Source organism: Streptomyces sp. NBC_00820, assembly GCF_036347055.1.
Taxonomy (GTDB): domain Bacteria; phylum Actinomycetota; class Actinomycetes; order Streptomycetales; family Streptomycetaceae; genus Streptomyces.
The window spans coordinates 2,672,162-2,695,947 of sequence record NZ_CP108882.1 but is presented as its reverse complement, the minus strand read 5'-3'; the positions used below and the strand labels follow the sequence as shown (position 1 = coordinate 2,695,947).

At 71.2% G+C, this 23,786-nt stretch carries 23 protein-coding genes and 1 tRNA gene; 15 read left to right on the top strand and 9 right to left on the bottom strand.

Annotated elements, in window-relative coordinates:
- Positions 1–86: 86 nt before the first annotated feature.
- Positions 87–1,733, top strand: coding sequence for an MFS transporter (locus OIB37_RS12320; protein WP_330457626.1), 1,647 nt, complete (start codon positions 87–89; stop codon positions 1,731–1,733).
- A 238-nt stretch (positions 1,734–1,971) separates the two neighbouring features.
- Positions 1,972–2,277 carry a small hydrophobic protein gene (locus OIB37_RS12315; RefSeq protein ID WP_330457625.1) on the top strand — a complete coding sequence of 102 codons (306 nt, stop codon included), beginning with the start codon at positions 1,972–1,974 and terminating at the stop codon, positions 2,275–2,277.
- 132 nt (positions 2,278–2,409) lie between these two features.
- Here the strand turns inward: OIB37_RS12315 and OIB37_RS12310 are convergent, their stop codons facing one another.
- Both OIB37_RS12310 and aceE read right to left on the bottom strand, forming a co-directional pair.
- Positions 2,410–3,150, bottom strand: a complete 741-nt coding sequence (locus OIB37_RS12310) for a potassium channel family protein (protein ID WP_330457624.1) — start codon at positions 3,148–3,150, stop codon at positions 2,410–2,412.
- Positions 3,151–3,222: 72 nt separating this feature from the next.
- The gene (gene aceE / locus OIB37_RS12305; protein ID WP_330457623.1) at positions 3,223–5,979 is read right to left on the bottom strand and encodes a pyruvate dehydrogenase (acetyl-transferring), homodimeric type; all 2,757 of its coding nucleotides are present in this window, start codon (positions 5,977–5,979) and stop codon (positions 3,223–3,225) included.
- 513 nt (positions 5,980–6,492) lie between these two features.
- Between aceE and OIB37_RS12300 the strand changes: the two genes are divergently transcribed.
- The 6 genes from OIB37_RS12300 (at position 6,493) to OIB37_RS12275 (ending at position 11,175) form a co-directional block, all read left to right on the top strand.
- A complete protein-coding gene (locus OIB37_RS12300) occupies positions 6,493–6,930 on the top strand; it encodes a DUF3052 domain-containing protein (RefSeq protein ID WP_330457622.1) in 438 nt (145 codons plus the stop codon).
- A 187-nt stretch (positions 6,931–7,117) separates the two neighbouring features.
- Entirely contained in the window at positions 7,118–7,576 is a 459-nt protein-coding gene (locus OIB37_RS12295; RefSeq protein ID WP_330457621.1) for a peroxiredoxin, read from the top strand.
- A gap of 139 nt (positions 7,577–7,715) precedes the next feature.
- Positions 7,716–8,291: a TerD family protein gene (locus tag OIB37_RS12290; RefSeq protein WP_330457620.1), complete on the top strand. Its 576-nt coding sequence runs from the start codon at positions 7,716–7,718 to the stop codon at positions 8,289–8,291.
- 108 nt (positions 8,292–8,399) lie between these two features.
- Positions 8,400–8,978: a TerD family protein gene (locus OIB37_RS12285; RefSeq protein WP_330457619.1), complete on the top strand. Its 579-nt coding sequence runs from the start codon at positions 8,400–8,402 to the stop codon at positions 8,976–8,978.
- A 78-nt stretch (positions 8,979–9,056) separates the two neighbouring features.
- Positions 9,057–10,202: a DUF475 domain-containing protein gene (locus tag OIB37_RS12280; RefSeq protein ID WP_330457618.1), complete on the top strand. Its 1,146-nt coding sequence runs from the start codon at positions 9,057–9,059 to the stop codon at positions 10,200–10,202.
- Between the two features lie 235 nt (positions 10,203–10,437).
- Entirely contained in the window at positions 10,438–11,175 is a 738-nt protein-coding gene (locus tag OIB37_RS12275) for a TerD family protein (RefSeq protein WP_330457617.1), read from the top strand.
- A gap of 45 nt (positions 11,176–11,220) precedes the next feature.
- Here OIB37_RS12275 and OIB37_RS12270 read toward each other — a convergent pair whose 3' ends face one another.
- The gene (locus tag OIB37_RS12270; protein WP_330457616.1) at positions 11,221–12,066 is read right to left on the bottom strand and encodes a TerD family protein; all 846 of its coding nucleotides are present in this window, start codon (positions 12,064–12,066) and stop codon (positions 11,221–11,223) included.
- Positions 12,067–12,242: 176 nt separating this feature from the next.
- Here OIB37_RS12270 and OIB37_RS12265 point away from each other — a divergent pair, with 176 nt between their 5' ends.
- Genes OIB37_RS12265 through OIB37_RS12255 form a run of 3 tightly spaced genes read left to right on the top strand, consistent with a single transcriptional unit; the run spans position 12,243 to position 16,784 of the window.
- Entirely contained in the window at positions 12,243–13,409 is a 1,167-nt protein-coding gene (locus OIB37_RS12265; protein ID WP_330457615.1) for an HpcH/HpaI aldolase/citrate lyase family protein, read from the top strand.
- A 22-nt stretch (positions 13,410–13,431) separates the two neighbouring features.
- On the top strand, positions 13,432–15,951 hold the full coding sequence (locus OIB37_RS12260; RefSeq protein WP_330457614.1) for a phosphoribosyltransferase: 2,520 nt from the start codon (positions 13,432–13,434) through the stop codon (positions 15,949–15,951).
- Positions 15,951–16,784 carry an HAD family hydrolase gene (locus tag OIB37_RS12255; RefSeq protein WP_330457613.1) on the top strand — a complete coding sequence of 278 codons (834 nt, stop codon included), beginning with the start codon at positions 15,951–15,953 and terminating at the stop codon, positions 16,782–16,784. Before OIB37_RS12260 ends, OIB37_RS12255 begins: the two co-directional genes overlap by 1 nt.
- 111 nt (positions 16,785–16,895) lie before the next feature.
- Here OIB37_RS12255 and OIB37_RS12250 read toward each other — a convergent pair whose 3' ends face one another.
- The 3 genes from OIB37_RS12250 to OIB37_RS12240 form a co-directional block, all read right to left on the bottom strand.
- A complete protein-coding gene (locus tag OIB37_RS12250; protein WP_330457612.1) occupies positions 16,896–17,114 on the bottom strand; it encodes an FmdB family zinc ribbon protein in 219 nt (72 codons plus the stop codon).
- Positions 17,115–17,183: 69 nt separating this feature from the next.
- Positions 17,184–17,747 (bottom strand): DUF4383 domain-containing protein, encoded by a 564-nt coding sequence (locus tag OIB37_RS12245; protein WP_330457611.1) that lies wholly within the window; start codon positions 17,745–17,747, stop codon positions 17,184–17,186.
- 268 nt (positions 17,748–18,015) lie between these two features.
- The gene (locus tag OIB37_RS12240; protein ID WP_330457610.1) at positions 18,016–19,422 is read right to left on the bottom strand and encodes a hypothetical protein; all 1,407 of its coding nucleotides are present in this window, start codon (positions 19,420–19,422) and stop codon (positions 18,016–18,018) included.
- 199 nt (positions 19,423–19,621) lie between these two features.
- Here OIB37_RS12240 and OIB37_RS12235 point away from each other — a divergent pair, with 199 nt between their 5' ends.
- The gene (locus OIB37_RS12235; RefSeq protein ID WP_330457609.1) at positions 19,622–19,957 is read left to right on the top strand and encodes a hypothetical protein; all 336 of its coding nucleotides are present in this window, start codon (positions 19,622–19,624) and stop codon (positions 19,955–19,957) included.
- 180 nt (positions 19,958–20,137) lie between these two features.
- Positions 20,138–20,209 (top strand) — tRNA-Val (locus OIB37_RS12230).
- Between the two features lie 45 nt (positions 20,210–20,254).
- Here OIB37_RS12230 and OIB37_RS12225 read toward each other — a convergent pair.
- Positions 20,255–20,599: a hypothetical protein gene (locus tag OIB37_RS12225; RefSeq protein ID WP_330457608.1), complete on the bottom strand. Its 345-nt coding sequence runs from the start codon at positions 20,597–20,599 to the stop codon at positions 20,255–20,257.
- A gap of 140 nt (positions 20,600–20,739) precedes the next feature.
- Positions 20,740–21,729 carry a ketopantoate reductase family protein gene (locus tag OIB37_RS12220; RefSeq protein ID WP_330457607.1) on the bottom strand — a complete coding sequence of 330 codons (990 nt, stop codon included), beginning with the start codon at positions 21,727–21,729 and terminating at the stop codon, positions 20,740–20,742.
- Between the two features lie 105 nt (positions 21,730–21,834).
- Between OIB37_RS12220 and OIB37_RS12215 the strand changes: the two genes are divergently transcribed.
- A complete protein-coding gene (locus OIB37_RS12215) occupies positions 21,835–22,071 on the top strand; it encodes a DUF2277 domain-containing protein (RefSeq protein WP_330457606.1) in 237 nt (78 codons plus the stop codon).
- 125 nt (positions 22,072–22,196) lie between these two features.
- On the opposite strand, the gene OIB37_RS12210 is transcribed toward OIB37_RS12215, so the two are convergent.
- Positions 22,197–22,814, bottom strand: a complete 618-nt coding sequence (locus OIB37_RS12210; protein WP_330457605.1) for a DedA family protein — start codon at positions 22,812–22,814, stop codon at positions 22,197–22,199.
- 293 nt (positions 22,815–23,107) lie between these two features.
- Between OIB37_RS12210 and OIB37_RS12205 the strand changes: the two genes are divergently transcribed.
- Positions 23,108–23,677 carry a superoxide dismutase family protein gene (locus OIB37_RS12205; protein WP_330457604.1) on the top strand — a complete coding sequence of 190 codons (570 nt, stop codon included), beginning with the start codon at positions 23,108–23,110 and terminating at the stop codon, positions 23,675–23,677.
- Positions 23,678–23,786: the final 109 nt, after the last annotated feature.

Genomic DNA, 23,786 nt, shown 5'->3' with positions numbered 1-23,786 from the left:
CTCCAGCCTAGGCGCGGGCGACATGTCAGTTACCGACTTGTGAATTCGATTGTCAACTGTCAGTCGCTGTCACTAGCCTCGAACTCATGACTGGTCAGACCACCATCGACACGACGGGGCCGGGGGACGAGGCGGCGACGGCCCCGCCCGAACCGGCCCCGGCCACCGGGCTGCGCGGCCATCCCTGGTTCACCCTCATCACCGTCGCCGTGGGGGTCATGATGGTCGCCCTCGACGGCACCATCGTGGCCATCGCCAACCCGGCCATCGCCGACGACCTGCACGCGAGCTTCTCCGACGTGCAGTGGATCACCAATGCCTACTTCCTCGCCCTCGCGGTCTGCCTGATCACCGCGGGCAAGCTCGGTGACCGCTTCGGCCACCGCCAGACCTTCCTCATCGGCGTCACGGGCTTCGCCCTCGCCTCCGGCGCCATCGGGCTGTCCCACAGCATCCCGGTGGTCGTCACCTTCCGCGTCTTCCAGGGCCTGTTCGGCGCGCTGCTGATGCCGGCCGCGCTCGGCCTGCTGCGGGCCACCTTCCCCGCCGAGAAGCTCAACATGGCGATCGGCATCTGGGGCATGGTCATCGGCGCCTCCACCGCGGGCGGCCCGATCCTCGGCGGCGTCCTGGTCCAGCACGTCAACTGGCAGTCGGTGTTCTTCATCAACGTGCCCGTAGGCCTGCTCGCCCTCGCCCTCGGCCTGCTGATCCTGCGCGACCACCGTGCCGCCCTCGGGCAGGGCACGCCGGACGAGGGCAGTGCGCCGCGCTCCTTCGACGTCCTCGGCATCGCGCTGCTCTCCGGCGCGATGTTCTGCCTGGTCTGGGCGCTCATCAAGGCGCCTACCTGGGGCTGGGGCGACGGCATGACCTGGACGTTCCTCGCCGCCTCGGTGCTGCTCTTCGCTCTGTTCTCGGTCTGGGAGACCAAGGTCGGCGAGCCGCTGATCCCGCTGACGCTGTTCCGCTCGGTGCCGCTGTCCGCGGGCGTGGTCCTGATGGTCCTCATGGCCATCGCCTTCATGGGCGGCCTGTTCTTCGTGACCTTCTACCTCCAGAAGGTCCACGGGCTCAGCCCGGTCGACGCCGGCCTGCACCTGCTCCCGCTCACCGGCATGATGATCGTCGGCTCCCCGCTGGCCGGCGCGCTGATCACCAAGCTGGGCCCCCGCGTCCCGCTCGCGTCCGGGATGGCCCTCACCGCGATCGCCATGTACGGCATGTCGACGCTGGAGGCCGACACCGGCAGCGGCGTGATGTCGGTCTGGTTCGCCCTGCTCGGCCTCGGCCTCGCCCCCGTGATGGTCGGCGCCACCGAGGTCATCGTCGGCAACGCCCCCATGGAGCTGTCCGGTGTGGCCGGCGGTCTCCAGCAGGCGGCCATGCAGATCGGCGGAAGCCTCGGCACGGCGGTGCTGGGTGCCGTGATGGCCTCCAAGGTCGACAACGACCTGGCGGGCAACTGGACCGGCGCGGGACTGCCGAAGCTGACGCCGGCCCAGCTGGACCAGGTCTCCGAGGCCGTCCAGGTCGGTGTGGCGCCGGTACCGAAGGGCACGCCCGGACCGATCGCCGCGAAGATCACGGAGGTCGCGCACGACACCTTCATCTCCGGCATGAGCCTCGCCTGCCTGGTCGCGGCGGGCGTCGCCGCGGTCGCCATCCTCGTCGCCCTGCTCACCAGGCGCGGCGACAACGCCGAGGCCGGCGCGGGAGTGGGGCACATCTGAGGCCCGTCATTTCCCCGGTTCCTCCCGGAGTTCGCCTATCAGGGTGACGCCGCCGGAGACTCCTCGACCCGGGCGTGCGCCGCAGGTCACAGTGGGTCAAGTCCTCCGCAGGGCATGGGAGGTACCCGGGCCGGGGCGCGCGCCGCTGGAGGGGAGCGGCGCGCGCGGGTCTGCGCGCGGGAAACCGGGGTAGCCGATAGACGAAGCCGAACTGTCCAGGAACATCAAGGAGTTGATGATGGCAGGCTTCGGACACGGCACGCGCGGGTACCTCCGGTCACGCGGCCGGACATGGCAACGGACCGGGCCGGACCGTGCGACGCTCGGCGTCATCGGCGCCATCTGCGCGGTGGCCGGCTTCTTCGTCCTGGGTATCGTCCTCGGGCCGGTGGCGATGTTCTGCGGGTGGCGGTCGATGGGCCGCAAGTGGTCCTCGGGCCACTCCGTTCCCGCCCTGGTGGCCCTGGTACTGGGTGCCATCGACACCTTGCTGGCCATCGTCGCCCTCGCGGGCGCGGCGGCCTGGGGCCACGGGATTCTCTAGCCGGGCCCAGGACGACAGCAGCCGGGAACCGGCGCAGCACGGCCGGCCGTTCCCCTCGGCGCCTCTTGGCCCGGGGAACGGCCGGCCGCGCTGCGTGCGTCGGCACCGGGCTACTCGCCCCCGCGCCCCCGCTCACCGCCGCTGTTCCTCGCGGGACGTCAGCCGCGCCACCTCCGTCCGCAGCAGCCGGACCTCCTCGGTCAGCGCGGTGATCGCCTCCGTCTGCCGCCGCTCCTCCACGTCGTCCTTCTCGAACCGGGAGATGAACCACGCGGCGATGTTCGCGGTCACCACACCCAGCAGCGCGATCCCGGACAGCATCAGCCCGACCGCGATCATCCGCCCCAGCCCCGTGGTGGGTGCGTGATCCCCGTATCCCACGGTCGTCATCGTCGTGAACGACCACCACACCGCGTCACCCAGCGTCCGGATGTTCCCCTGCGGCGACTCCCGTTCCACCGACAGCACGGCCAGCGAGCCGAACATCAGCAGCCCGATCACCGAGCCCACCACATAGGTGGTGAGCCGGATCTGCGGAGCCATCCGCGCCCGCCGCCCCACCAGCAGCAGCGTCGACACCAGCCGCAGCAGCCGCAGCGGCTGGAGCACCGGCAGCACCACCGCGCACAGGTCCGGCCAGTGTCCGCGGACGAAGTCCCGGCGCCGTTCGGCGAGAGCCAGGCGCATCAGGTAGTCCGTGGCGAACGCCGCCCACACCACCCACTCCACCCCCGCGCACCAGGCCGTCACCGAGGGGCTCGCGGAACTCCGCACGATGGGCACCGCATAGGCGACAGCGAAGGCCACCGCCAGTGCGAGCAAGGGCCGTTGGGTGTGCCGTTCCCACCGCTTCTGTGCGGTTTGTTCCTCCATGTCCGCATCGTAAAGAAAACGTAAGGGCGGTGGAGTCGGAACCCCACCGCCCTCACCCGCATGACAGCCGCGCTACGCGTCGCCGCCCGCGGCTCCCGGATGCGCCGCCGTGACGTCCAGCAACTGGTACCGGTCGATGGCCTGCTTGAGCGCGGACCGGTCGATCCTGCCCTCCTTGGCCAGCTCGGTCAGCACGGCGACCACGATCGACTGGGCGTCGATGTGGAAGAACCGCCGTGCGGCGCCCCGGGTGTCGGCGAAGCCGAACCCGTCCGCGCCCAGCGACTGGTACGGCCCCGGCACCCACCGCGCGATCTGGTCCGGAACCGACCGCATCCAGTCGGAGACGGCCACGAACGGACCCTCGGACCCGCCCAGCTTCCGCGTCACGTACGGCACCCGCTGCTCCTCCTCCGGATGCAGCAGGTTGTGCTCCTCGCAGGCCACGGCCTCACGGCGCAGCTCGTTCCAGGAGGTGGCGGACCAGACGTCGGCCTTGACGTCCCAGTCCTCGGCGAGGATCCTCTGCGCCTCCAGCGCCCACGGCACCGCGACGCCGGACGCCATGATCTGCGCCGGGATCGAGCCCCGCGTGCCCTCGCCGATCCGGTGGATGCCCTTGAGGATGCCCTCGACGTCCACGTTCTCCGGCTCCGCCGGGTGCTGGATGGGCTCGTTGTAGACGGTGAGGTAGTAAAAGACGTCCTCGCCGTGCGGGTGCTCGGGGTTCTCGGCGGGGCCGCCGTACATACGGCGCAGACCGTCCTGCACGATGTGCGCGATCTCGTACGCGTACGCCGGGTCGTACGCCACGCACGCCGGGTTGGTCGAGGCGAGCAGCTGCGAGTGCCCGTCCGCGTGCTGAAGACCCTCACCGGTCAGCGTCGTACGGCCGGCGGTCGCACCCAGGACGAAACCGCGCGCCAGCTGGTCGGCCATCTGCCAGAACTGGTCGCCGGTGCGCTGGAAACCGAACATCGAGTAGAAGACGTACACCGGGATCAGCGGCTCGCCGTGCGTGGCGTACGCCGAGCCGGCCGCGATCAGCGACGCCGTGCAGCCCGCCTCGGAGATGCCGTCGTGCAGCATCTGCCCCGTCGGCGACTCCTTGTACGCGAGCAGCAGATCACGGTCGACCGCCTCGTACTGCTGGCCGAGCGGGTTGTAGATCTTCGCGCTCGGGAAGAAGGAGTCCATACCGAACGTGCGGTACTCGTCCGGCGCGATCAGCACGAACCGCTTGCCGATCTCCTTGTCCCGCATGAGGTCCTTCAGCAGCCGGACGAACGCCATCGTCGTGGCGATGGACTGCTGACCGGAGCCCTTCTTCACACCCGCGTACGTCTTGTCGTCCGGCAGCGGGAGCGGCTTGGAGCGCACGACGCGCGTCGGGACGTACCCGCCGTGCGACTTGCGCCGGTCGTGCATGTACTGGAGCTCCTCCGAGTTCCGGCCCGGGTGGTAGTACGGCGGGGCGCCGGACTCCAGCTCCTTGTCGGAGATCGGCAGGTGCAGGCGGTCCCGGAAGCGCTTGAGGTCGTCGACCGTCAGCTTCTTCATCTGGTGCGTGGCGTTGCGGCCCTCGAAGTTCGGGCCGAGCGTCCATCCCTTGACGGTCTTGGCGAGGATCACCGTCGGCTGGCCCTTGTGCGCCTTGGCCGCCGACATCGCCGCGAAGATCTTCCGGTGGTCGTGACCGCCACGGCCCAGGTGCAGGATCTGGTCGTCGGTCATGTCCTGGACCATCGCGCGCAGCCGGTGGTCGTCGCCGAAGAAGTGGTCGCGGATGTAGGCGCCGGACTCGGTGGCGTACGTCTGGAACTGGCCGTCCGGTGTGATGTTCATCTTGTTCACCAGCACGCCGTCGCGGTCCTGGGCGAGCAGCGGGTCCCAGCTGCGGTCCCAGACCAGCTTGATCACGTTCCAGCCGGCACCCCGGAAGACCGACTCCAGCTCCTGGATGATCTTTCCGTTGCCGCGCACCGGCCCGTCGAGCCGCTGGAGGTTGCAGTTGACGACGAAGGTCAGGTTGTCCAGGCCCTCGCGCGCGGCGATGGACAGCTGGCCGAGCGACTCCGGCTCGTCCATCTCGCCGTCGCCGAGGAACGCCCACACGTGCGACTTGGAGGTGTCCGCGATGCCGCGCGCCTCCATGTAGCGGTTCATCCGCGCCTGGTAGATCGCGCCCAGCGGGCCGAGGCCCATGGAGACCGTCGGGAACTCCCAGAAGTCCGGCATGGAGCGCGGGTGCGGGTAGCTCGACAGGCCGTCGGGGTACCGCGACTTCTCCTGGCGGAAGCCGTCCAGCTGGTCCGCGCTGAGCCGGTCGAGCAGGTACGCGCGGGCGTAGATGCCCGGCGAGGCGTGCCCCTGGAAGAAGACCTGGTCCCCGCCGTCGCCCCCGTCCTTGCCGCGGAAGAAGTGGTTGAAGCCCACGTCGTAGAGCGAGGCGGAGGAGGCGAAGGTGGCGATGTGGCCGCCCACGCCGATGCCGGGGCGCTGCGCGCGCGAGACCATCACGGCCGCGTTCCAGCGGGTCGCGTTGAGGATCCTGCGCTCGATCTCCTCGTTGCCCGGGAAGAACGGCTCGTCCTTGGTGGCGATCGTGTTGACGTAGTCCGTGCTGCGCATCTCGGGCACGGCCACGCGCTTCTCGCGGGCGCGCTCGATCAGGCGCAGCATGAGGTAGCGGGCCCGCTCCCGGCCGCGCTCGTCGACGGCCGCGTCGAGGGAGTCGAGCCACTCCTGGGTCTCTTCGGGATCGAAGTCAGGAACCTGACTCGGAAGGCCGCCAATGATGATCGGATTGCGATCGGATCCGGAAGCCACGCTGTTCCTTACCTGTCGGAGGGCCAGTTTTTCACTCGTGCCTGCACCGCTCCCCATCGTGTACCTCGGGACGGCGTCCGTCACGTCAACCGGCGCGTTTGTTCCGATACGTCCTTATATACGTCCATCGGCGCGCCCATCGGTGCGCCCATCGGCGCGTCCGCCGGCCCGTCCCCGGTCGGCCCCCGCGGGCCTCTCCCGGCACCGGTTTGCCGTTCCCCGGTCAAACCGCAACGATACGCCCGGGGCGTGACGGGCATGGCAAAGTTGTTCGAGCAACGTATCGACGGATGATTCCGAACCGTGCATTCCGGGCGCATCGGTGTGATGTGGTTCCCCGGAAATCGGGATACGGTGCGAGAAGTTGCGGCGACACGGCCAGGATCGTCACCGTTTCGGCGGTCTGGACGGCCGGGTACTTGCGCGATCCGTCCCGCCCGTGTGGACTACGGCCAATGCTTCGCGCACGCGCGTGGCTGAGATATTCACCAAGACATGATCAGGAGGCAACCCGTGAGCGCGACCGCGGACCACGCGGAGGAGCGGACGAACCCTGCCGCCAGGCTGGGGTTCCAGCCCGGGCAGGTGGTCCAGGAGATCGGCTACGACGACGACGTCGATCAGGAGCTCCGCGAGGCCATTGAGGAAGTCATCGAGGCCGACCTCATGGACGAGGAGTACGACGACGTAGCCGACGCCGTTGTGCTTTGGTTCCGTGACGACGACGGAGACCTCACGGATGCGCTGGTGGATGCCACCACGTACATCGAAGAGGGTGGCGCCATTCTGCTTCTCACGCCGAAGACCGGCCGTGCGGGGTATGTGGAGCCGAGCGACATCTCGGAAGCCGCGACGACCGCAGGCCTGACCGCTTCCAAGAGCGTCAGCGTCGGCAAGGACTGGAGCGGAAGCCGTCTGGCGACACCGAAGGCGGCCAAGTCCAAGAAGTGACCGTGCCGCGCCGGCCGGTACCGGGGCTGCTCCCGCAGACCCCGCCCGGTCCGGCGCCCCCGGTCCCGACGCCGGGCGGGCCGGCTTACCCCGGCCCGTCCGAAGCCCCTCGGTGATCGCTGCGTAGGGTGGTTCCGAGCGCGTTCCGCGCTCTCACCCGAACGGCCCACCGAAGGGAAGCACGACGATGGCGATCCAGGTCGGCGACAAGGCACCCGACTTCGAGCTCAAGGACAACCACGGCCGCACCGTGAAGCTCTCCGACTTCCGCGGTGAGAAGAACGTGGTGCTCCTCTTCTATCCCTTCGCCTTCACCGGTGTGTGCACCGGCGAGCTCTGCGAGCTGCGCGACAACCTGCCGAAGTTCGCGGACCGCGACACCCAGGTGCTCGCCGTCTCCAACGACTCCATCCACACCCTGCGCGTCTTCGGCGAGCAGGAGGGCCTGGAGTACCCGCTGCTGAGCGACTTCTGGCCGCACGGCAACGTCTCGCGCGCGTACGGCGTCTTCGACGAGGAGAAGGGCCTCGCCAACCGCGGAACGTTCGTGATCGACAAGGAGGGCGTCGTGCGGTGGACCGTACTCAACGCCCTGATGGACGCGCGCGACCTGGACGAGTACGTCAAGGCGCTCGACACCATCTGAGCCCGTCCCTGGGCCGAGACCAGCGAATCTCCGGGTCCAGGGACTGCGGGGGCGGGAACCCGTTACTAGGATCGGCACGTTGATCCCATATCCGAAGCACGACGGGGCTTCCCGCCCCTGGACACCACATGGAGGACCCGTGGGAGTCAGCCTCAGCAAGGGCGGCAACGTATCGCTGACGAAGGAGGCCCCGGGCCTTACCGCCGTCATCGTCGGCCTGGGGTGGGACGTCCGCTCCACGACCGGCACCGACTTCGACCTGGACGCCAGCGCGCTGCTGCTGAACAACGCAGGCAAGGTCGGGAGCGACCAGAACTTCATCTTCTTCAACAACCTCAAGAGCCCGGACGGCTCCGTGGAGCACACCGGCGACAACATCACCGGTGAGGGCGAGGGCGACGACGAGCAGATCAAGGTCGACCTGGCCGGCGTACCGGCCGACGTCGAGAAGATCGTCTTCCCGGTGTCGATCTACGACGCGGAGAACCGCCAGCAGTCCTTCGGCCAGGTCCGCAATGCCTTCATCCGCGTCGTGAACCAGGCGGGCGGCCAGGAGATCGCCCGCTACGACCTCAGCGAGGACGCCTCCACCGAGACCGCCATGGTCTTCGGCGAGCTGTACCGGCACGGCGCCGAGTGGAAGTTCCGCGCCATCGGCCAGGGCTACGCCTCCGGCCTGCGCGGCATCGCCCAGGACTTCGGCGTCAACGTCTGACACGGCACGGCCACTGCGCCGCACCGCCTCATCCGGCGCCGCTCCGTTTAGGGGCGGCGCCGGACGCGCAGACAACCAGGGAAGCATCACCAGGGGAGGACCAGCATCATGGGCGTCACGCTCGCCAAAGGAGGGAACGTCTCCCTCTCGAAGGCCGCACCGAACCTCACCAACGTCCTGATCGGGCTCGGCTGGGACGCGCGGTCCACCACCGGCGCCCCGTTCGACCTGGACGCCAGCGCCCTGCTCTGCGGCGCCGGGGGCCGGGTGCTGGGCGACGAGTGGTTCGTGTTCTACAACCAGCTCAGGAGCCCGGACGGCTCGGTGGAGCACACCGGGGACAACCTCACCGGTGAGGGCGACGGCGACGACGAGTCGGTCATGGTGAACCTCCCCGAGGTGCCGCCGCAGTGCGAGAAGATTATTTTTCCCGTCTCGATCCACATGGCCGACGAGCGCTCCCAGACCTTCGGCCAGGTCTCCAACGCCTTCATCCGCGTGGTCAACCAGGCCGACGGGCAGGAGCTGGCCCGCTACGACCTGAGCGAGGACGCCTCCACCGAAACCGCCATGATCTTCGGCGAGCTCTACCGCTACCAGGGTGAATGGAAGTTCCGGGCGGTGGGTCAGGGGTACGCGTCCGGGTTGCGCGGGATCGCTCTAGACTTCGGAGTCAACGTTTCGTAAAAAGCCGGGTACGGCGCGGGGGAGACCCTCCCCCAGACTGCGTCTGGGAGGGACCCCCAACACACGATGGGGTAGCCAGTGCTTCTGAAAACCTTCGGCTGGTCGTTCGCGGTCACCGCGATCGGTCTGGTCGCGGCGGTCTTCTACGGGGGGTGGAAGGCCTTCGGCATCGTGGCGATCCTTTCCATCCTCGAGATCTCGCTGTCGTTCGACAACGCGGTGGTCAACGCCGGAATCCTGAAGAAGATGAGTGCCTTCTGGCAGAAGATCTTCCTCACGGTCGGCGTCCTCATCGCGGTCTTCGGCATGCGGCTGGTCTTCCCCGTCGTCATCGTGGCGATCACCGCAAAACTCAACCCGTACGACGCGGTCAACCTCGCCCTGACCGACAAGGTCCGCTACCAGGAGCTGGTCACCGACGCCCACCCGGCGATCGCCGCGTTCGGTGGCATGTTCCTGCTGATGATCTTCCTGGACTTCATCTTCGAGGACCGGGACATCCAGTGGCTGCGCTGGATCGAGCGGCCGCTCGCCAAGCTCGGCAAGGTCGACATGCTGGCGGTCTGCATCGCCCTGATCGTCCTGCTCATCACCTCCTTCACCTTCGCCACCCACGCCCACCAGCACGGCGGCGGCCACGTCGACAAGGCTCAGACGGTGCTCATCGCCGGCGTCGCCGGTCTGATCACGTACATGATCGTCGGGGGGCTCTCCGGCTTCTTCGAGGACAAGCTGGAGGAAGAGGAGGAGCGCGAGCACGAGGAGGAGGAAGAGGCCGCCCGCACCGGCAAGAAGCGCTCGCCGGTGGTCCTGGCCGGCCAGGCCGCGTTCTTCATGTTCCTCTACCTGGAGGTCCTGGACGCGTCCTTCTCCTTCGACGGCGTGATCGGCGCCTTCGCCATCACCAACGACATCGTCCTGATGGCGCTGGGTCTCGGCATCGGCGCGATGTACGTCCGCTCGCTCACCGTCTACCTGGTCCGCCAGGGCACCCTGGACGACTACGTCTTCCTGGAGCACGGCGCCCACTACGCGATCGGCGCCCTGGCCGTGATCCTCATGGTCACCATCCAGTACGAGATCAACGAGGTCATCACCGGTCTCGTCGGCGTCGTCCTGATCGCCTGGTCCTTCTGGTCCTCCGTCCGCCGCAACCGCGCCCTGGCGGCCGCGGAGGGCGAGGCGGGCTCGGACGAGAAGACCGAGATCCCCTCCGGCGTCTGACGGCGCCTGACGGTGTCTGCCGGCGCCTGAGGGCGTCCGGCGGCCTTCGGCGGCGTCCCGCGGTGCTCGAAGGGCGGGCCCGTGACGGACCCGGCATCCCCTGTGAGCCCCCCTACGGGCAAGATCAGGGACGCGGCGGGGTGTGATGCCCCGCGTGGTGAGGAACGCTCTGTTCGGGGCGGCCGACTCGGCTCGGCCGCCCCGACGGCGTAGAGACGATCACCAGGGGGCGGGAATGGGTTTCTTCGACGGGCTGCGGGGCGGACGGACCGCGGACTTCGACTCGGGCAGCGCCGCGTCGAACGCGATCGAGCTGACCCGGCGGCACCAGCAGGTCTCCCTCACCAAGCAGGACGCGGCCACGGGCCATCTGCGCGTCAACCTGACCTGGCGGATGCGCACCTCCGACTTCGACAGCACCCCGCGCTCCAGCCTCCTGCGGCACCCCTTCAGGGCGCTCAAGCCCCCGGAAGTCCTCGGACACGGGCAGAGCATGGTCAACGTCGACCTCGACCTCGGCTGTCTGTACGAGCTGACCGACGGTACGAAAGGCGTCGTACAGCCCCTCGGCGGCTATCTCGGAGACGTCAACTCATCGCCGTACATCAAGCTCAGCGGGGACGACCGGTTCGGCTCGGCGTCCGGCGAGACGATGTACATCAACCTGGACCACCGGGACGCCATCAAGAGGCTGCTGGTCTTCGTCTACATCTACGACCAGACGCCCGCGTTCGACCGCACGCACGCGATGGTCACCCTCTTCCCGAGCAACGGCCCCCGGATCGAGATCGGCCTCGACGAGCGGCACCCCCAGGCCCGCTCGTGCGCCGTCGTCATGATCGAGAACGTGAAGGGGGAGCTGGTCGTCCGGCGCGAGGTGAAGTTCGTGTACGGATTCCAGGGCGAGCTGGACCGCCTGTACGGGTGGGGGCTGACCTGGGGGCGCGGCTACAAGGCCAAGGCGGAGCGCTAGGCCCTGTCGTCGGACTCCCGTCGTCCGCCCGGCGCCCGGCCGCTCCTACCGGCCGATGAACTGCGGGCCCTGGGGAGGCAGCCGGAAGTTGGGGTCCAGCGGCCCGGCCATGGCCGGCTGGGGCTGCGGATAGCCGTAGGCGGGCTGCCCCGCCGGCTGGGGATAGCCGTACGCGGGCGCCTGAGAGGACGCCGGCTGCGGGTAGCCGTAGGCCGACTGGGAGGGGAGCGCGGACGTCTGCTGGGCCGGCAGCACGGACGACTGCTGGGTCTGGAGGGTGGACGTCGGCTGCTCCGGCGGGAGCGGCACGGACAGCGACTCCGGCCGGCGGGGCTCCTCCTCCACCTCCGTCTCGTCCACCGAGATGCCGAAGTCCGTGGCCAGGCCCTTCAGCCCGTTCGAGTAGCCCTCGCCCAGGGCCCGGAACTTCCAGCCCTCCCCGCGGCGGTACAGCTCACCGCAGATCAGGGCGGTCTCCGCACCCGTCTCCGGCTTGATCTCGAAGTGGGCCAGCGGTTCGGAGTCGGCGGCCGAGGCGTCGTAGACCAGGATCTGCAGCGCCGGAACCCGGTCGAAGGGGACACCGTCCGCCGAGGCGACGAGCAGGATCCGGCCGACGCCCGGCTCGACACCGGCCAGATCTGACTGGATCGTGTCCGTCAGCCCGTCGCCGATCCGCTTCTTGCCCAGCCGCCACACCTTGCCGGAGGGGTGCCGGGGCTGGTTGTAGAAGACGAAGTCCTCGTCGGAGCGCACACGGCCGTCGGAGCCCAGCAGCAGCGCCGACGCGTCCACGTCCGGAACACCCTGCCCAGGCGTCCAGCGCAGCACGGCGCGCACCGTGGTGGCCTCCAGCGGGACGTTCGACCCCTTCAGCATCGCGTGCGTCATGCAGTCATCCTGCCTTCTCCGTCCTGGCCACGACAATGCGGGGGGTGTACCCACCTACACAGGCGAGTTACCGGAAATTCACGCCCGTGGGGAACCTCTGACATACATCCCTACGTACTATTACCGGCCACCTTTTACTCAACTCACAGACCGGGCTTGTCCCCTGAGGGAGTTATATGCGTCATTTCGGGCACATCGCCCCCGAGGTGCGGAAGCGTCTGTTCCACCAGGAGCCGTGCACGTTCACCGCAGACTCCCCGGCCCGGCTGCTCGCCGCGGCCCTGGGGGCCACGCTGTACAGTCCGGCCACCCGGCCGCGCCTCGCGGACGACATCGCCAAACAGGCCGCGATCGGCGTGGTCTCGATGGTGCTGTGCCTGGAGGACTCCATCGACGACGCGGACGTCCCGGCCGGCGAGGAGAACCTCGTCCGCCAGTTCGCCGACCTCGACGCGCGCACGGACACGGAACTGCCACTGCTCTTCATCCGGGTCCGCACCCCCGAGCAGATCCCCGACCTCGTCCGCCGCCTCGGCGGCTCCGTACGGCTGCTCTCCGGCTTCGTGCTGCCCAAGTTCACCGGGGAGCGCGGCGAGCCCTTCCTGGAGGCGCTCAGCGCCGCCGAGGCCGCCAGCGGCAGGCGGCTGTTCGCCATGCCCGTCCTGGAGTCGCCCGAGCTGCTCTACCGCGAGTCCCGCGTGGAGACCCTGGAGGGCATCCTCCGCACGATCGGCAGGTACCGCGAGCGGGTCCTGGCCCTGCGCCTGGGCGTCACCGACTTCTGCTCCTCCTACGGGCTGCGCCGGGCCCCCGACATGACCGCCTACGACGTCCAGATCGTCGCCTCCGTGATCGCCGACGTGGTCAACATGCTCGGCCGGGCCGACGGCACCGGATACACCGTGACGGGGCCCGTGTGGGAGTACTTCCGCGTCCCCGAGCGCATGTTCAAGCCACAGCTGCGGCAGAGCCCCTTCCTTGAGGTGCAGGCCGTGGAGCTGCGCGAGAAGCTGATCGAGCACGCCATGGACGGGCTGCTGCGGGAGATCTCGCTGGACCAGGCCAACGGCCTGCTCGGCAAGACCTGCATCCACCCCTCCCACGTCCTGCCCGTGCATGCGCTGTCCGTGGTCAGTCACGAAGAGTTCAGCGACGCCCAGGACATCCTGCGGCCGGAACGCGGCGGCGGGGGTGTACTCCGATCGGCCTACACGAACAAGATGAACGAAGTGAAGCCACACCGCGCCTGGGCCGAGCGCACCCTGCTGCGCGCCGAGATCTTCGGCGTCGCCAACGAGGACGTCGGTTTCGTGGAGCTGCTCGCCGCCGGAATCCCCGGCTGACCCTTCCCAACCCAAGGAACGCATGAACAACGCAGTGAACGACGGGGTCTGGTCCGGCAGCTGGGTCGCCGAGCGGCTCGGGGTCGAACTGGAGGGCGACGACGGCCTGACGGCCCTGCTCGGGCTCGCGCTGCGCCGCAACCCCAAGCGCGCCCACCTGCTCGTCTCGCACGTGCTCGGCAAGCACATCCCGCAGTCGCCCTCCGTGGTCTACGGCCACGGCTTCCGGCTGGGCCGCCGGGTCCGCGCCCTGCTCGGCGACACGGAGGCGGCCGCGGCGGTCGTCCTCGGCTACGCGGAGACCGCCACCGGCCTCGGCCACTCCGTCGCCGACGGCCTCGGCCCCGCCCCGTACCTGCACTCCACCCGCCGCCCGGTCACCGGCGTCGTCCAGGCCGGCGGCTTCGAGGAATCCCACTCCCACGCCACCACCCACCTGCTGCTCCCGGAGAACCCGGCCCTGCTCGCCGGTGACGGCCCGCTGGTGCTGGTCGACGACGAGTTCTCCACCGGCAACACGGTCCTCAACACCATCCGCGACCTGCACGCCCGCCATCCGCGACGCCGGTACGTGGTGGTCGCCCTGGTCGACATGCGCTCCGCCGGGGACGCCGTCCGGCTGGAACGTTTCGCCACCGAGATCGGCGCCCGCGTCGACCTCGTCGCCGCCGCCTCCGGCACCGTACGGCTCCCGGAGGGCGTACTGGCGAAGGGGCAGGAACTGGTCGCCCGCCACGAGAGCGGGAACTCCGCCGGGAGCGGCACGCACACCGCGGGGCCGGCCGACCCGTCGCACGACCGGATCGCCCGGGTCGGCCGGGTCGACCTGCGCTGGCCCCACGGCCTGCCCGACGGCGGACGGCACGGGTTCACGGCGGCGCACCGAACCCGCCTGGAGGCCGCGCTGCCGGCCATGGCCGCCCGCGTCGCCGAGGCGCTGCCCGCCGGAGCCCGGCGGGTGCTCGTGCTGGGCTTCGAGGAGCTGATGTACGCCCCGCTGCGCGTCGCCCGCGAGCTGGAGCAGGCCGTCCCGGCCGAGGTGCGCTTCTCGACCACCACCCGCTCGCCCGTCCTCGCCGTCGACGACCCCGGCTACGCCATCCGCACCCGCCTGGCCTTCCCCGCCCACGACGACCCGGCCGACGGCCCCGGCGAGCGCTACGCCTACAACGTCGCCGGCGCCGGCTTCGACGCCGTGGTCGCCGTCGTCGACTCCGCCGCCGACACCCCCCTGCTGCGGGCCCCCGGGGGCCTCCTGGACCGCCTCGCGGCCCACATCCCGCACGTCCTGCTCGCGGTCGTACCCTCCTACGTCCCCGCGCCCCCCGCCGCCCCCGAAAGGCCGCCCATGCTGTCCGAGCCCCTCCGCGGCCCCGCCTTCTCCTCGTACGCGCCCGAAGAGGTCGGCTGGCTGCTCCAGGACCTCTCGGACGTGACCCTGGAGGCGCCGACCGAGGAGCGCGAGGAGGCCATCCAGAGCGGCGGCGCGCACTACGCCGAGTCGCTGCCGGTGGAGTACCAGCCCAGCGAGCAGTACCAGGAGCTGTTCCACACCGCCCTGGACGCCTCGGCCGCCCGCCTCGCCCAGGCCGTCGGCGTGGTCACCGAAACGGTGATCGCCGAGCTCGCCCACTCCCGGCCCCGCCCGGACGCCGGCACCCCCGCCCCCCGCCCGGTGCTGGTCTCCCTGGCCCGCGCCGGCACCCCCGTGGGCGTGCTGATGCGCCGCTGGGCCCAGCACCGCTACGGCTACCGGCTCCCGCACTACGCCGTCTCCATCGTCCGCGGCCGCGGCATCGACGCCAACGCGCTGCGCTGGCTCGCCGCCCACCACGACCCCCGCGACGTCGTCTTCGTCGACGGCTGGACCGGCAAGGGCGCCATCACCCGCGAACTCACCCAGGCCATCGAGGAGTTCGAGAAGCGGGAGGGTGTCACCGGCTTCAACCCGGAGATCGCCGTACTCGCCGACCCCGGCTCCTGCGTGCGCACCTACGGCACCCGCGAGGACTTCCTCATACCCTCCGCCTGCCTCAACTCGACCGTCTCCGGCCTGATATCGCGCACCGTCCTGCGCGCCGACCTCGTCGGCCCGGACGACTTCCACGGCGCCAAGTTCTACCGCGAACTCGCCGGTGCCGACGTCTCCGTGGACTTCCTCGACGCCGTGTCCGCCCGCTTCCCCGAGGTCACCGAGACCGTCGACGCGGCGGTCAAGGAGCTGATGGCCCAGGACCGCACCCCGACCTGGGACGGCTGGCGGGCCGTCGAGCGGATCAGCGAGGAGTACGGCATCCACGACGTCAACCTCGTCAAGCCCGGCGTCGGCGAGACCACCCGTGTGCTGCTGCGCCGGGTGCCCTGGAAGATCCTCGCCAAGGCCGGCGCCGGAGCCGACCTCGACCACGTCCGCCTGCTCGCGGAGCAGCGCGGGGTACCGGTCGAGGAGGTCGGCGAACTTCCTTACACCTGCGTGGGGTTGATCCACCCCAAGTACACTCGGGGCGCGACCGGTGCCGACGGCAAGGCGGTGAACCTCTGATGGCCGTACTGGTGGCGAGTGACCTCGACCGCACGCTGATCTACTCCTCGGCCGCCCTGGCCCTGACGATGCCCGACGCGCGCGCACCCCGGCTGCTGTGCGTGGAGGTCCACGAGAACAAGCCGCTGTCGTACATGACGGAGACGGCGGCCCGGCTGCTGACCGACCTGGGCGACGCGGCCGTGTTCGTGCCCACCACGACCCGCACCCGCAAGCAGTACCAGCGCGTCAACCTGCCCGGACCGCAGCCGAAGTTCGCCATCTGCGCCAACGGCGGCCATCTCCTGGTGGACGGGGTCACCGACCAGGACTGGCACGCCGGGGTGCTGGCGCGGCTCGCCGACGAGTGCGCTCCGCTGGAGGAGATCAGTGCCCGCCTGGACCTGTCCGCCGATCCCGCGTGGGTGCGCAAGCACCGGGTCGCGGAGGACCTGTTCGCCTACCTCGTCGTCGAGCGCGAGCTGCTGCCCGAGGAGTGGGTGAAGGAGCTGGCGGCGTGGGCGGAGGACCGGGGCTGGACGGTGTCCCTCCAGGGCCGGAAGATCTACGCCGTCCCCAAGCCGCTCACCAAGAGCGCGGCCGTCCGCGAGGTCGCCCGCCGCACGGGAGCGAAGCTGACGCTGACGGCCGGGGACTCCCTCCTGGACGCCGACCTGCTGCTGGCCGCCGACCGGGGCTGGCGCCCCGGCCACGGCGAGCTGGCCGACGCCGACTGGACCGCCGCGGCGATCATCGCCCTGCCGGAGCGGGGGGTGCTGGCGGGGGAGCGGATCACCCGTGAGTTCCTGCAGGCGGCCCGGGGTGCGTCGGCGGCGACGGGCCAACACTCGTAGGCCAACGCGTATGGGCCCACAGGCGTGGGCCTACAGGCGTGGGCCTACGAGTGTGGGCCCACAGGCGTGGACTACGGGCGTGGGCCCACAAGCGTTGACGCCCACGTCGATTCAGCCGCAGCAACCCCCGCCGCAGCAGCCGCCGCCACCGCCCGAGCGGGGTGCGGGGGCCGGGGCGCTGGACGTGCCGCCCACGGCGACCGTCGACAGCAGCTTGACCGTGTCGTCATGGCCGGCGGGGCAGGCCGCGGGGGCGGCGGACTCCGCCATGGGGCGGCTGAGTTCGAAGGTGTCGCCGCAGGTCCGGCAGCGGTACTCGTAGCGAGGCATGCGCACACATTAGCCGCCGTCCGCCGCGAGCGGACCGGGTCGGTCAGGGGCGCGACCCATCCGGCTTCCTCAGGGTCCTGGTGAGACCGCCGGTCGCGTGGGCTCCTGCCGTTCGTCGGCCGACTCGGGGTGGCGGGAACGCCAGTACGGGTTGTCGTGCGGCAGCGTCGAGCCGACGCGGCCGTACATCCCGAACGCCATCAGCAGCACGCCGACGACGAAGGTGAAGAACACGTTCTGGATCTTGAACGCCAGGATGTTGCTGTCGGTGTCCAGCAGGCCCAGGTTCACGAACCCGCTCAGGATGAACAGGATGCCGAAGACCATGTTCAGCGTGGACGCGAGGTTCCCGCCGATCACCATCCCCACCAGGAGCAGCACCCCGACGACGATCGACAGCACGCTCAGTGCGCCGTTGGTGTTCAGGCCCGCCACCGTGTCGCCACCGGTGTTGAAGAACCCGATCTCGTCGACCAGGCCGAGGATGCCGAAGACGAGCAGGAACAGGCCGATGACACCCGCGCCGATCCGGTAGACCGTGTTCAGGCGGTGATCGACGGGCAGGTGCTCGTCGAATCGGATGCGTCCCCGTGCGGGGCGCTCGGATCGCCTGTGCACTGCGTGTGTGGCCATATCCGCCTCCCTCGGGCGTCGGCGTGCGGAGATCAGCCGTCCCTCCCAATATCGGCCCGCCCGCACCCACCGGCAACACGCGCAGCTCAGGGCACGGCCCCGCCGGCCACAGCCCGTGCCCGTCCGGTGGCCCACACGCCCGACGGCCCACACGCCCGACGGCCCACACGCCCGACGGCCCACACGCCCGACGGCCCGCGCGTCCGACGGCCCACACGCCCGACGGCCCGCACGTCCGACGGCCCGCACGTCCGACGGCGCGGGCGCCTCAGTGGCCCGTGACGCTCCCGCGCTCCTCACGGATCTGCGACACCACCCGGGACACCGTCTGCCGCACCGCCTCCGTCTCGGTGAGGAAGTGCCAGTAGTCCGGGTGCCGGCCGCCCTCCAGCGTGCCGATCGCCCGCTCCAGCCGCGCCACCGCGTCGTCCAGCGGCCGGGCGTGCCGCGGATCCGGCGTCGTACGGCCCGTCATGGCCAGCCGCTGGGCGTCCCGGATCGCGAACCGGGCCCGCTGGATCTCAGCCTGCGGGTCCTTCTGGACGGCGTTCAGCCTGGTCAGCCGGTCGCCGGCGGCCGAGACGGCCTCGTCGGTGGTGTTCAGCAGGGCCCGTACGGTCGACAGCAGCGAGGTGGCGTCCGGCCAGCGCTGGGCGTCCCGCGCGGTCTGCGCCTCGCGCAGCTTCAGCTCGGCCTGCCGGACGTTCTCCGCGGCCTGCGCGGGCACCTGCTGCAGGTCCTGCCAGCAGGCCGCCGCGAAGCGCCGCCGCAGCTCGCTCAGCACGGGGTCGACCTGCCCGGCCCGGGTCGTCAGCGCCTGGGCACGGGTGCGCAGGCTCACCAGCCGGTGGTCGATCTCGGCGGCCTTCTCCGGCAGCCGCTCGGCCTCCGCCCGGATCGCGCCGGCCTCCCGCTGCACCCGCTCGGCACGCTCCAGCGTCTGCGCCACCCCGTGCTGCCCGGCACCCTGGTTCAGCTTCGTCAGCTCGGGGGAGAGGGCGGCGAGCCGGGCGGCGAGGTCGTCGGCCCGAAGGTTCTTCGCGCGTACGGCGTCCAGGGCGTTGCTCGCGCCCAGCAGCGCCTGCCGGGCCCGTTCCACGGCCGGGGCGAGCCGGGCCAGCTGGGTCTCGGCCTTGCCCAGCAGCGGGCCGAGCGAACTGCCGTACCGGTCCAGCTCCTCCTTGACGCCGGCCAGTTCGGCCTTGGCGGCGGTCAGCTCGGTACGGGCGCGGACGGCGGCCGAGGCGTCGAGGTCGTCCCGGTCGAGGTCGTGGGCGTCGACGGCCTGGATGTACCGCCGGCTGGCCTCGTCGATGCGCCCGCCCAGCGCCGCGAAGTCGGCGACCGCGCGACGGGCGGCGGGGGAGTCGTCCACGGCCGTGATGGTCTCGACGGAGATCCTCAGGTCCCGCTGCGCGGTGTCGAGTTCGTAGAACGCGGCCGCCGCCGCGTCCTTCGCCGCCTGCGCCTCGGCCCGCTGGCTCTCCGCCCGCCCGCCGAACCAGCGCCGGGTGCCCCCGCCCGCGAACGCCGCCGGCACCGCGAGAGCGGCCAGCACCGGCAGGCTCATCAGGGTCAGCGTGTCGCGCAGCGCCGAGGACCCACGCCGGTGCGGGGCTCGTGCGGTCGACGATGGGTACGGCTGCGAACGTGGCGTGCCCGGTGTCGCCGTCACATCCCTCTCCCGTGCTGTGGTCGCCCTGGGTGGTGTCATTCTCCCACCCGTTGAAGACGAACACACGGGTCGGTCAGTTCGCCTTTCGTGCCACCACTTTCCCCCTCCGGGGCGTGATCCGGAAGTGCCGGGCCGGCCGTGCCTCAGGAACTCCTCAAGTCGCTTGGCGGCGTGGCGCACGGCGGCCACGATGATCCGCATGACAGGTATCGGGGCACCGAACGGGAAACACGCGCACACACTGCTCATCCGGGACGCCGACGTGATCGCCGAGGCGCTGCGCCGGGCGCTGGACGAGGCGTCGCCCGAGAACCGTCCGGGCCTGGAACACGCCCTCGCGCTCGTCGCCTCCGCCGCCGCCACCACCGAGACCCAGCTGCGCGCCCGCTGGGTTCGCTCGCGGCTGGCCGCCGTCGGCTTCGCGGGAGACATCGCCTCCATCGCGGCGCTGAAGGCGCTGCGGAAGGCGGAGCCGCGGCTGGGCCTGGCGGAGGCGGTGGGCCTGCAGAAGGAGGCGGTGGCTCATCCGGAATGACCCGCCGTGCCGGGGACGCGGCTGACGCGACCCGCGCAGGGGGAACAGGGGGAAACGGGGGGAGGAGCAGGGGGGCTGGGGAGAGCAGGAGCAGCCGGGAGCCGCCCGCACGCGGTTTGCGGCACCGCCCCCTGGGCGATGTAGGCTGTCGATCTGTCCTGAGCGCATGACTCAGGGTCCGGGTGCGTAGCTCAGGGGTAGAGCGCCTGCCTTACAAGCAGGATGTCGGCGGTTCGAAACCGTCCGCGCCCACACGGGAAGAAGCCCCCGGCCGAACGCGGCCGGGGGCTTCTTCGTTCATTTGTTCTCCGGTGCGGGTTCCTCGCGGACGTGCTTCAGTGTGGTGCGGGCTTCCACGCGGTCGGCTGCCGCGACCTCGGCCCAGAAGCGGTGGCCGCTGACGAAGACCGCGAGTTCGTGTTCCCGGCGCCGGAGCTTCTCCACCTCGGCCTGTTCGTCGGGGGACCAGCCGGGGGACGCGGGGCGTTCCACCTTGCGCCAGCCGTTGTCGTCGTGGAATCCGTCCATCGGCTCGACCGACCAGGGCAGCCGCTTGAGCAGGGCCGACAGCTCGGCCCGGACCTGGTGCAGCTCCTCCTGGCCGGCGAGGAGGTCACTGGGGAATTCAGGGGTCGTAGCCACGTGGCAATGGTACGCCTGTTCGAATTTCAGAGGCGGGTTCGACTCGTGAGGTTCAGTCGAACGAGTGGTCCGGAATCCGAGGGGCGGCCGGCGGTGGCGGTCCGGGGCCGGCGGGTGGTCACCCGTCGGCCCCGGGTGGCTCAGTGGCCGGCGGCGCGGATCTCCCGCACCAGGCGGGCCGTCACCGGCACCCGTACGTCGTGCCGGTCGGCCGCGCGCAGCAACGCGCCGCCGATGGCGTCGAGTTCGAGCGGGCGGCCCGCCTCCGCGTCGCGCTGCATGGAGGACTTGGCGGCGGGCGGGAAGGCGTCGTACCGGGCCAGCGCACGGGCCGGGTCCGCGGGGGCGCCGCAGGCGCGGCTGACCTCGGCGGTCTCGGCGACCAGCGACTCCAGCTCCTCGCGGTGGCGGGTCCGTACCTCGCCGAGGGGGAGGCCGTACCGGGTGGTGAGCAGGGCGAAGGGGGCGAGGAACGCCATCTTCGCCCACAGGGCCGTGGTCTCGTCCTCCAGCACGCGCGCCGTCGTGCCCGCGGTGGAGAGGGCGGCCGCGAGGGCGTCGAGGCGGGGGCGGGATGCCGTGCCGGCGGCCAGGTCGATCTCGGTGAACGGGCTGCCGTGTTCGATCACGACGGGCCCGGTGGATGTCCGGGCGGTCGTCCCGGGTGCCGCGGTCGTCCCGGCCGTCCCGGTCGTCCCGGGTTCCGTGGTCCGGGGGGCGAGCCGGGTGGCCTCCACGCGGATCACCCCGGGGGCGACCCGGTCGGGGCCGTAGCGGGCTCGCAGGGCTGCGGGGTGCTCGACGCCGTTCAGGAGGGGGACGACGAGCGCGTCGCCGAGGGCCGCCGGAGGGACGCGGGTGAGAGCGGCGTCCAGGGTGGTGTGCTTGACGGCGATCAGGCAGGCGTCGACGGGCTCGCGCAGCTCGGTGTCCGCCTCCACGGCCGCCGTGAAGTCGCCGAACTGACCGCTGCGGACCTCGATCCCGCGCTCGCGCAGGGTGCGTGCCGTGGTCTCCCGGGCCACGCAGATGACACGGTGACCGGAACGGGACAGGAGGGCGGCCAGCAGGCCGCCGATGCCGCCGGGACCCAGGATGGCCACGGTGGGCTTGCTCGTGGTGAGCGTCATGAGGGTGTCCTCTCGTCGGGTCGGCCCCGGTGATCGGTGGCCGCCTTCGAGATGATCATTCCAGCGAAGCGCCCCGTGCGTAAGACCGTGCGTAAGACTGGGGACATGTGCCGGAGTATCAAGACGCTGCGTCCGCCCGTGCTGCCCGGTGAGGCCACCGAGGACGACATCCACGCCGCCGCGCTGCAGTACGTGCGCAAGGTCTCGGGGTTCCGGGCGCCCGCCGCCCACAACCGCGAGGCGTTCGAACGGGCCGTGGAGGCCGTGGCCGCGGCCACGGCGGAGCTGATGGACGGGCTGGAGGTACGGGGGCAGCAGCCCGTGCGGGGGACGGCGGGCTAGCCGCCGTTCGCTGAGCGGTTATCGGCTATCGGTCATCGGTCGTCGGGCCGAGGCTGCGGTCGCTGCCTCGCCACGCCAAGCCTCGCCAGGCCAAGCCGCGCCCCGCAGGCCGTGCCCCCGGGGGCTCAGCCTTCCGCGGGCCGGCGGCGCATGAGGAACGCCGCTGCCGCTCCCGCGCCGAACAGGGCCGCCACCGACACCCCGGTGGCCAGCCAGGTCGCGCCCAGCCAGCGGGCGCCGTAGTAGCCGAGGGCCACGCTGTAGACGGCCCAGGAGAGGCCGGCGGCGGCGGACCAGGGCAGGAAGTCGCGGACGCGGCGGTGGGCGGCGCCGGCGCAGAAGGAGACGACCGAGCGGCCCGCGGGGGCGAAGCGGGCCAGGATCACCAGGGCGCCGCCGCCCCGGGACACGGCCTCGCCGAGACGTTCCTGCGCGTGGGTGAGGCGCCGCGACCGGGCGATCGCGCGGTCCAGGCGTTCGCCGCCCCGCCAGGCCAGCCGGTAGGCCACCAGGTCGCCGAGGACGGAGGCGGTCGCCGCGGAGAGGGTCAGGGCGACGATGTCCGGCACGTCGTGCGGGACCCGGCCCGACGTGGCGCCCGAGCCCGCTGCCGCCGCCGTGGCCGCCGTGATGACGAGCACCCCGCTCGGCAGCACCGGCACGAACACGTCGAGCAGGACGGACACGGCCACCATGGCGTAGATCCATGGTCCGGCCGTCAGCGACCCCACGCTCTCCAACACGAGACTCCCCGTTACTCCCCCGATGACAGCCATACAGCGTACGCCGAAGGTGTGACGGGAGTTTCACGGGGGGTACGAGTGATCGACACGGTCCGTACACATCGTCACCCGGGTCCGGGCGGGCGCGGCCGCCCCGTGTTCACCCGGGTGGCGCGTCCCGTACGGCGGGACCGGCCGGGGTCCCGTAGGAACGGAGGGGGTCTCCGGGCGGCCGTCCGGGCCACCGTGCGGAACGACCCGAACGAGCGGGAGATCCGGAGAGATCCGGAGCAAGCCGGAACGAGGTGGACATCATGGTGGGAGCCCTGTGTGCGGGCGCCGTCGCCGCGGTCGTGTTCGGGGCGGGGGCGGGGGCGGGGGTGGGGGCAGGGGCCGGGACCGCCGCGACCGACGGCTACACCGTCGCGGCCGAGGGGCGGTTCGCGCCGCCCACCGCCTTCATCCCGTCGGCGGCGGTGACGTACGACCAGAAGCTCGTGCCGGCGGCCTCCTGGATCCGGGTGCGGCAGCGGACCGGGCCGGGCGGTGTCACGACGGTCGACCTGAGCGTGACCGGGTTCCGGCCGGGACAGAGCTACGGCGCCTACGTGCACCAGCGGCCGTGCGGCGCCTCTCCGGCCGACGCGGGCGGCCGCTATCAGAACCGGCCCGGCGCCGACACCGCCCAGGCCGGCCCGGACAACGAGGTCCGGCTCGACTTCACGGCCGACGCGAAGGGCGCGGGTCGTGCGGACGTCCGGCACGACTGGGGCTTCCGGCAGGGCGAGGCCGCCTCCGTGGTGATCCAGGACCGGCCGGGCGCCGAGGGCGTCCGCGTGGCCTGCTTCACGGTGCCGTTCGGCTGGGTGACCGGGCTGTCGTGACCGCACCGTCCGTCGAGGCCGGGCTGCCCTGAGCGGCCCGGAGCGAGGGGCGGGCGCGCGGTACGGCGCCCTGCCCCGGGGTGCGGGGGAGGGCGCCGCCGTGGCGCGG

Excerpts from the sequence above, each read along its gene's own strand:
- OIB37_RS12310 (WP_330457624.1), bottom strand. The coding sequence starts at position 3,150 with ATGGAGGAACAAACCGCACAGAAGCGGTGGGAACGGCACACCCAACGG.
- OIB37_RS12265 (WP_330457615.1), top strand. The coding sequence starts at position 12,243 with ATGCGTCATTTCGGGCACATCGCCCCCGAGGTGCGGAAGCGTCTGTTC.
- OIB37_RS12250 (WP_330457612.1), bottom strand. The coding sequence starts at position 17,114 with ATGCCTCGCTACGAGTACCGCTGCCGGACCTGCGGCGACACCTTCGAA.
- OIB37_RS12275 (WP_330457617.1), top strand. The coding sequence starts at position 10,438 with ATGGGTTTCTTCGACGGGCTGCGGGGCGGACGGACCGCGGACTTCGAC.
- OIB37_RS12255 (WP_330457613.1), top strand. The coding sequence starts at position 15,951 with ATGGCCGTACTGGTGGCGAGTGACCTCGACCGCACGCTGATCTACTCC.
- OIB37_RS12220 (WP_330457607.1), bottom strand. The coding sequence starts at position 21,729 with ATGACGCTCACCACGAGCAAGCCCACCGTGGCCATCCTGGGTCCCGGC.
- OIB37_RS12315 (WP_330457625.1), top strand. The coding sequence starts at position 1,972 with ATGGCAGGCTTCGGACACGGCACGCGCGGGTACCTCCGGTCACGCGGC.
- OIB37_RS12245 (WP_330457611.1), bottom strand. The coding sequence starts at position 17,747 with ATGGCCACACACGCAGTGCACAGGCGATCCGAGCGCCCCGCACGGGGA.
- OIB37_RS12270 (WP_330457616.1), bottom strand. The coding sequence starts at position 12,066 with ATGACGCACGCGATGCTGAAGGGGTCGAACGTCCCGCTGGAGGCCACC.
- OIB37_RS12295 (WP_330457621.1), top strand. The coding sequence starts at position 7,118 with ATGGCGATCCAGGTCGGCGACAAGGCACCCGACTTCGAGCTCAAGGAC.
- OIB37_RS12260 (WP_330457614.1), top strand. The coding sequence starts at position 13,432 with ATGAACAACGCAGTGAACGACGGGGTCTGGTCCGGCAGCTGGGTCGCC.
- OIB37_RS12285 (WP_330457619.1), top strand. The coding sequence starts at position 8,400 with ATGGGCGTCACGCTCGCCAAAGGAGGGAACGTCTCCCTCTCGAAGGCC.
- OIB37_RS12235 (WP_330457609.1), top strand. The coding sequence starts at position 19,622 with ATGACAGGTATCGGGGCACCGAACGGGAAACACGCGCACACACTGCTC.
- OIB37_RS12215 (WP_330457606.1), top strand. The coding sequence starts at position 21,835 with ATGTGCCGGAGTATCAAGACGCTGCGTCCGCCCGTGCTGCCCGGTGAG.
- OIB37_RS12205 (WP_330457604.1), top strand. The coding sequence starts at position 23,108 with ATGGTGGGAGCCCTGTGTGCGGGCGCCGTCGCCGCGGTCGTGTTCGGG.
- OIB37_RS12320 (WP_330457626.1), top strand. The coding sequence starts at position 87 with ATGACTGGTCAGACCACCATCGACACGACGGGGCCGGGGGACGAGGCG.